Source organism: Pseudomonas agarici, from assembly GCF_001543125.1.
Classification (GTDB): Bacteria; Pseudomonadota; Gammaproteobacteria; order Pseudomonadales; family Pseudomonadaceae; genus Aquipseudomonas; species Aquipseudomonas agarici.
This window is the reverse complement of the sequence record NZ_CP014135.1, coordinates 15,796-22,935: the sequence shown is the minus strand read 5'-3', so window position 1 is coordinate 22,935 and position 7,140 is coordinate 15,796. Positions and strand designations below refer to the sequence as shown.

Sequence of the window (7,140 nt, the reverse complement as noted above, 5' to 3'; positions counted from 1 at the left end):
CGCCAGCAACCCCACCACCATGCCCAAGCCACGCTCGACGGCAATCCCCACCAGCACTTCGGGGCCGATGCCCAGCGTTTTCAGGTGGTGGGCCAGGCGATTGGCCTGGCAATTGAGCTGGCGGTAGCTCAGGCTCTGGCCGGCGCAGATCAGCGCGATCTTGTCCGGCACCCGTTGGGCTTGCTGCTGGATCAATTCGTGAACGCACAGGTTGCTCGGATACTCGCGGTCGCGGCGGCCCCAGTCATGGGTCAGCAGCCGTTGTTCGTCCATGTCCAGCAACGCCAGTTCGCCGATACGCTGCGTTGGATCGGCAATGACCGCTCGCAACAGATTCTGCCAGTGCCGTGCCAGACGCTCGATAGTCGAGGACTCGAACAGATCGGTCGCATAGGACCAGGTGGCCGTCAGGCCAGCGGCGGTCTCGTAGGTGTCCAGCGTCAGGTCGAATTGCGCCGAAAGCTCTTCACTGTCCAGGGTTTCAGCCTGCAAGGTAGCCAGTTGCCGGGTCTGGTTGGGGCTCGTGACCTGGTGGTTGTACATCACTTGGAACAGCGGGCTATAGCTCAGACTGCGCTCGGGGTGCAGGGCCTCGACCAGTTGTTCGAAAGGCAGGTCCTGGTGGGCCTGCGCCTGCTGTGCCGCCTGTTTGACCTGTTGCAGCAGACTGAGGAAGGTTGCCTGGGGGTCCACGGTCGCCTTCAACACCTGGGTGTTGACAAAAAAGCCGATCAGACGCTCGGTCTCAACCCGGTTGCGGTTGGCAATCGGTACGCCGACCCGGATATCCGACTGCCCGGAATAACGCTGCAACAGTGCCTGAAACGTCCCGAGCACAAGAGTGAACAGCGACGTGTCCTGCTCGTGGGCCAGACGCTTGAGAGCCTGAGCCAGGGCGGCGGGCAAAACAACCGACAGGCTTGACCCACGGTAACTCTGGACCGAGGGCCGTGGATGATCGAGCGCCAATGCCAGTATTGGCTGTTCACCGCCCAGTTGCGCCTGCCAGTAGGCAAGCTGGCGCTCGCCCTCTCCGGACTCCAGCCATTGACGCTGCCACTGCGCATAGTCAACGTAATCCACCGGCAACGGCGCCAGACGCGGCGGCACACCCGCGCTCGACGCCGCATAGAACTCCAGCAGTTCCTCGACCATGATCCCCATGGACCAACCATCGCTGATGATGTGGTGCAAGGTCACCACCAGCAGATGCTGGTCGCGGTTCAACGGCAGCAGGCGCACGCGCATCAGCGGCCCGTTGAGCAGATCGAACGCGGTGGCGGCCTCGGCTTCCAGGCACGCCTTGATCGCCAGCGCCTCATCGTCGATCGGTAAGGGCGTGTCGCCGATCCGCAACTCGACCGACTCCACGGGCAGGACCACCTGGCAGGTCTGTGTCTGGGCTTCGACAAACCGCGTGCGCAGGCTGGCATGCCGGGCAATCAATTGCGCGAAGCTGCGGTCCAGCGCTACTCGGTCCAGCGAGCCGTGCAGGCGCAGTGCACTGCAGATGTTGTAGGCACTGCCTTGCGGGTCCAACTGCCAGAGGAACCATTGCCGCTGCTGCGCATAGGACAAGGGCAACGGCCCTGATTCGCTGACCGGCACAATGGGCAGGCGAGCGACATTGACCCCGGCCTGCTGCAACTTGCCAAACAGTTGTCGGCGCTTGTCGCCATCCAGCCCCCTGATCCGTTCGATCAGTTCCTGGGTACGCGCTGGATGTTGATTAAGCATGGTCTTCCTCCAATTCATCAAGAGCGCCGAAGATCAGGTCGAGCTCATCGCCCGGCGCCTCAGCGGCCATCACCGCCGCCAGGTGCGCGGCCAATGCCTGGAGTACCCGCAACGCATAGAAATCCTTTATCGGCAACTCGACGCCCAGGGCATCGCGCACCCTTGCCAGCATCATCACCAGTTGCAGCGAATGACCGCCCAGCTCGAAGAAATCGTCGTCCAGACCAATACGTTCGAGTTGCAGTACGTCTTTCCAGATACCGGCCAATACTCGTTCGAGCTCACTTTGTGGAGCCCGGAACCCGGCACGCCCCTGCACTTCAGGCGCCGGCAGGGCACGGCGCTCCAGCTTGCCATTGGGGCTCAATGGCAAGTGGTCGAGGAACAGCAGATGGACAGGCACCATGTACTCGGGCAGTTTTTCCAGCAGGGCCGACTTGAGTGCCTCGCGCAGCGCCGGCTGGGCCTCGACCGCCAGGTCGTTGTTGCTCGGCACGACATACCCCACCAGTTGCAGCCCCGCCGCCGCCTCGACTGCCAGCACCACCGCCTCGCGGACACTGGCCTGCTCCAGCAGGCGGGCTTCGATTTCACCCAGTTCGATGCGCAGGCCACGGATCTTCACCTGATGGTCGATTCGGCCGGCGTACTCGATCACCCCGTCCTCGCGATAGCGCGCCAGGTCACCTGTACGGTAGAGGCGTTGACCCGCGCCGAACGGGCTGGCCACGAACCGCTCGGCGGTCAAGCCCGCCCGGCGCCGATAACCACGGGCAAGGCCTTCGCCACCCAGATACAGTTCCCCCACGACTCCGGTCGGCAAGGGTTGCAGGTCATGGCTGAGGAGGTAGGTGCTCAGGTTGGCAATCGGTTGGCCGATGGGCACGCTGTCGTGGCCCTCTTCACGACAGGTCCAATGGGTAACGTCGATTGCCGCCTCGGTAGGACCGTACAGGTTGAACAGGCCCACCGTCGGCAGTTGCTCGAACACTTGGCGCTGGGCAGCCGTGGACAGGGCTTCGCCACTACAGATGATCCGTCGCAACCCGCCACACCCAGCCACCCCCGGATGCTGCAAGAAGACCTGCAGCATCGACGGCACGAAGTGCAGTGTCGTGACCCGCCGGGCATTGATCAGGGCAACCAACCGGGCCGGATCGCGATGATCGCCGGGGGCCGCGACGATCAGGCGCGCTCCCGTCATCAGTGGCCAGAAAAACTCCCAGACCGAGACATCGAAACCGAACGGCGTCTTCTGCAATACGCTATCCGTGGCATCCAGCCCGTAGGCCTGCTGCATCCAGCACAGGCGGTTGGTCAAGGCCCGATGACGATTGCCCGCGCCCTTGGGCTTGCCGGTGGAGCCCGAGGTGTAGATCACATAAGCCAGGTTTTCCGGGTCCAGAACCAGACCTGGACGGTACGCCGACCCACCTTGCGGCAAGGCATCATCCAGGCACAGTGTCCGCAGCCCTGACGGGACTGGTAGGCGGGCAAGCAGCGCCTGCTGGGTCAACAACAGTGCGATAGCGCTATCGTCGATCAGGTAGGCCAGCCTATCAGCAGGATAATCCGGGTCCAGCGGGACATAGGCGCCACCGGCCTTGAGAATCGCCAGCAGGCCGATCACCATCTCTAGGCTGCGCTCGGCGGCGATGCCTACCAGCACCTCGGGGCCGACACCCAATGCGATCAGTTCATGGGCCAGGCGGTTGGCACGCTCGTCGAGCTGGCGGTAAGTCAGTTGCGTCTCGCCAAATACCAGGGCCGGAGCCTGGGGAGTACGCTCGACCTGATCCTCGATCAGCTCATGCACGCAACGCTCCAGTGGGTAGAGCGTCTGCGTCGTATTCCATCCCTCGACCACCGCCTGCTGTTCGTCGGCCTGTAGTAATGCGACCTCGCCCAGGGTCCGTTGCGCGTCCTGGCTCAAGCCATCGAGCAACGCCAGCAAATGCCCATTGAGCCGTTCGATGGTCGCCCGGTCATAGTGTTCATGGGCAAAGTTATAATGCAGGGCCAATGTCTGCCCCAGGGTGACGCCCAGGGTCAACGGAAAACTGGTCTGGTCGTGGTTGATCACCTCGCCGAAATGCAGGCCGTGCGCAGCACCTTGCTCCAGCGCCTCGGAGATCGGGAAGTTCTCGAACACGAGGATATTGTCGAAGAGCGCCTCGCCCGTCCGGCCAGCCCAACGCTGCACCTCGAACAGCGGCGTATGCTCATGATCGCGCAGCGCCAGATTCAGGGCCTGCAAGGCTTGCAACCATTGCCCGACGGTGTCCTGAGGCCGAGGGGTCGCCACCAGTGGCAAGGTGTTGATAAACAGCCCCAACTGATGCTCGATGCCGGCCAGTTCCGCGGGGCGTCCCGAGACAGTGGTGCCGAAGACTACCGTGTCGCGCCCGGTATAACGCTGCAACAGCAACAACCAGGCAGCCTGGAGCAGGGTGTTGAGCGTGACTTTCTGTTGTCGGGCGAACGCCCCTAGCCGGGCCGTAGCCAGGGCGTCGAGCGGGTGATGGTGCGCGCCATATCCGTGCTCATGCACCGCCGCCGGGGCACGGGCGATGCATTGGCCGAGCCGGGTCGGATCCTGCAGCGGGCGCAACTGCTCCGCCCAGAACGCCTGCGTACCTGCGGCATCCTGGCGTTGCAACCAGTCGATATAATCACGGAAACGCCCGGCCGGATAGCTCGGGGCTTGTCCGCCATAGCGCTGCAAGACCTCGCCCAACAACTGCGAACTGCTCCAGCCATCCATGAGGATATGGTGGTGGGTCAAGATCAGGTGATGACGTCGCGCAGCGGTGCGGATCAGACTCAGGCGCAGCAGCCCCGGCTGATCGAGATCGAAACCACGGGCGCGCTCGCGCTCGGCGAAAGCCTCCAGCATGCCAGGCAGTCCTGCTTCTTCGCGCCAGTCCAGTGCGCTGAATGACAACGGCACCTGACGCCGGACGATCTGCAGTGGAGTCTGTAGCGGGCTCTGCCAGAGGAAACCGCTGCGCAGGATATCGTGGGTGTCCAGCGTGGCTTGCCAAGCGGCTCGAAAACGTTCGACATCCAGGCCCTCGACATCCACGCACAGTTGATTGATATAGGTACCCTTGCCCGATTCATGCAAGGTATGGAACAACATACCCTGCTGCATCGGGGACAATGGATACAGGTCTTCGATCTGCCGGGCCGGCAACGCCAGTTCGTCCAGGGCCGCCTGTCCAAGTGCCGCCAACGGGAAATCTGACGGTGTCACGCCGCCCTGCTCGATCTGGCAACAGTGCTCCACCAGCGCGGCCAGCTCCAGCGCGAAATGGTCGGCCAGTTGCTGCACGGTGGCTTCGTCGAACATCTCCCGGCTGAAGGTCCAGCGCAGCTCGAACTCGCCTTGGTAAACCTGTCCCTCAAGGCTCAGCCAATTGTCCAGCGACGCCTCGGGATTCTGTTCGGCGCCGGCCGGTTCGCCGGTCGGCTTGAACCACGCGCCCTCCTCGGCATCGAAACTGCCGTCGAACTGCCCCAGGTAGTTGAAGGTGATACGGGGCAGCGCTAGCGCGGCAAGTTCTGCCTGGATCGTGGCACTCGCCAGGTAACGCAGGAGACCAAAGCCAATCCCCCGCTTGGGAATGGCCCGCAACTGTTCCTTGATCTGCTTGATGGCGACCGCCTGGTTCGGCGCCGAAACCAGCCGGAGCGGAAACTGGCTGGTGAACCAGCCCACGGTACGGGACAGATCGAGATCGTCGAACAGCTCCTCGCGACCATGGCCTTCGAGCTGGATCAGGTGATCTGGCTGGCCGGTCCAGCGTTCCAGCACTCGGGCCAGTGCCGTCAGTAGCAGGTCATTGACCTGGGTACGGTAGGCAGCAGGCGCATCCTGCAACAACCGGCGAGTCAGCGAGGTATCCAGGCGAGAACGCACTACCACGGCGTAACGGCTCTGGAGACTGCCTCGTGGACGCTCGCAGGGCAGCTCGCGCGCGCCCTCGTCCAACTGCCGACGCCAGTAAGGCAACTCAGTTTGCAGCACCTCGCCCTGTGCATAGGCCTGCAAGCGCTCGGCCCAGACCTTGAACGAATGGGTCTTGCCCGGCAGGCTCACGCTCTGGCCCTGAGTGATTTGCTGCAAGGCAGACTGCAAGTCTTCCAGCAGGATACGCCAGGACACCCCATCCACCACCAGGTGATGGATAATCAGTAACAGTCGTTGGCTGCCGTCCACCAATGTCGCCAGCACACCTCGCAGCAATGGCCCCTGCTCCAGATTCAGGCTGGCCTGGGCCTGGTCATAGAGAGGCACCAGCTCGTCGGCTCGCAGGCCTTGTACCGACCATAAGAGATCTTCGGGCAGCGTCCGGGTGCTGGGCAGTTCGGCCTTCCACCCGCTGGGGGTTTCGCGGAAGACGCTGCGCAGTCCATCGTGATGCAGCCACAATGCTTCGAGCGCCTGTTGCAGCGAGGATGCCTGCACCGGCTGTTGCGGCTTGAGCAAAACCGCCTGGTTCCAATGCTCGCGCGCAGTGATTGGCGCCTCAAAAAAAGCCCGCTGGATGGGCAACAACGACGAGGCGCCCGACACCGGCCCCTGATCGATGTGCTCGCGACTTTCGCCTTGCCTGGCAACGCCGGCCAGACCCTGGACGGTCTGGTGCAGGAACAGGTCCCGAGGAGTGAAACGCACACCTGCCTGGCGCGCCCGACTGACGACCTGGATCGAGATGATCGAGTCGCCGCCCAGCTCGAAGAAGTTGTCGTTCAGCCCGACTCGCTCGACCTTCAGCACCGCCTGCCAGATCGCCGCGATCTGCTGTTCCAGCGCCGTGACCGGAGCGACAAAAGCCTGTTGCGCCTGGCTAGCATCCGGCAGTGGCAGGGCCTTGCGGTCCAGCTTGCCATTCGGGCTCAACGGCAATCCCTCAAGGAACAGCACGTGCGTCGGTACCATATAGTCCGGCAGGCTGCCCTTGAGCCGGGCACGCATCCGCTCGCGCACAGCCGCCTGCTCCGCCGGCCCGGCCTGACTCACCGAGCGTTGCGTCGGCACCACATAGGCCGACAGTTGCAGGCCACTGCTGCCCGGCACCGCCAGCACAATGGCCTCGCGTACCGCCTCCTGCTCCAGCAGGCGCGCTTCGATCTCGCCCAGTTCGATACGAAAGCCACGGATCTTCACCTGATGGTCGATTCGTCCAACGTACTCCAACACCCCCTCGGCATTGAACCGCGCCAGATCGCCGGTACGGTACAACCGGGCACCGCTGCCGTAGAACGGGTCCGGCAGGAAGCGCTCGGCGCTCAACCGCGCCCGACCGAAATAGCCCCGCGCCAACAACTCGCCGCCGATCACCAGTTCGCCCACCACGCCGATCGGGGCCGGCTGACCGCTGTCGTCCAATACATAGA

At 63.4% G+C, this 7,140-nt stretch carries 2 protein-coding genes; both read right to left on the bottom strand.

The window, feature by feature from the left end; all coding sequences use genetic code 11:
• A partial coding sequence (locus AWM79_RS25210; RefSeq protein ID WP_167375410.1) for a condensation domain-containing protein occupies nt 1–1,737 on the bottom strand: 1,737 nt, incomplete at its 3' end.
• Nucleotides 1,730–7,140: non-ribosomal peptide synthetase (locus tag AWM79_RS00065; RefSeq protein ID WP_156430152.1), on the bottom strand; the 5,411-nt coding region annotated here is incomplete at its 5' end. The genes AWM79_RS00065 and AWM79_RS25210, both read right to left, overlap by 8 nt.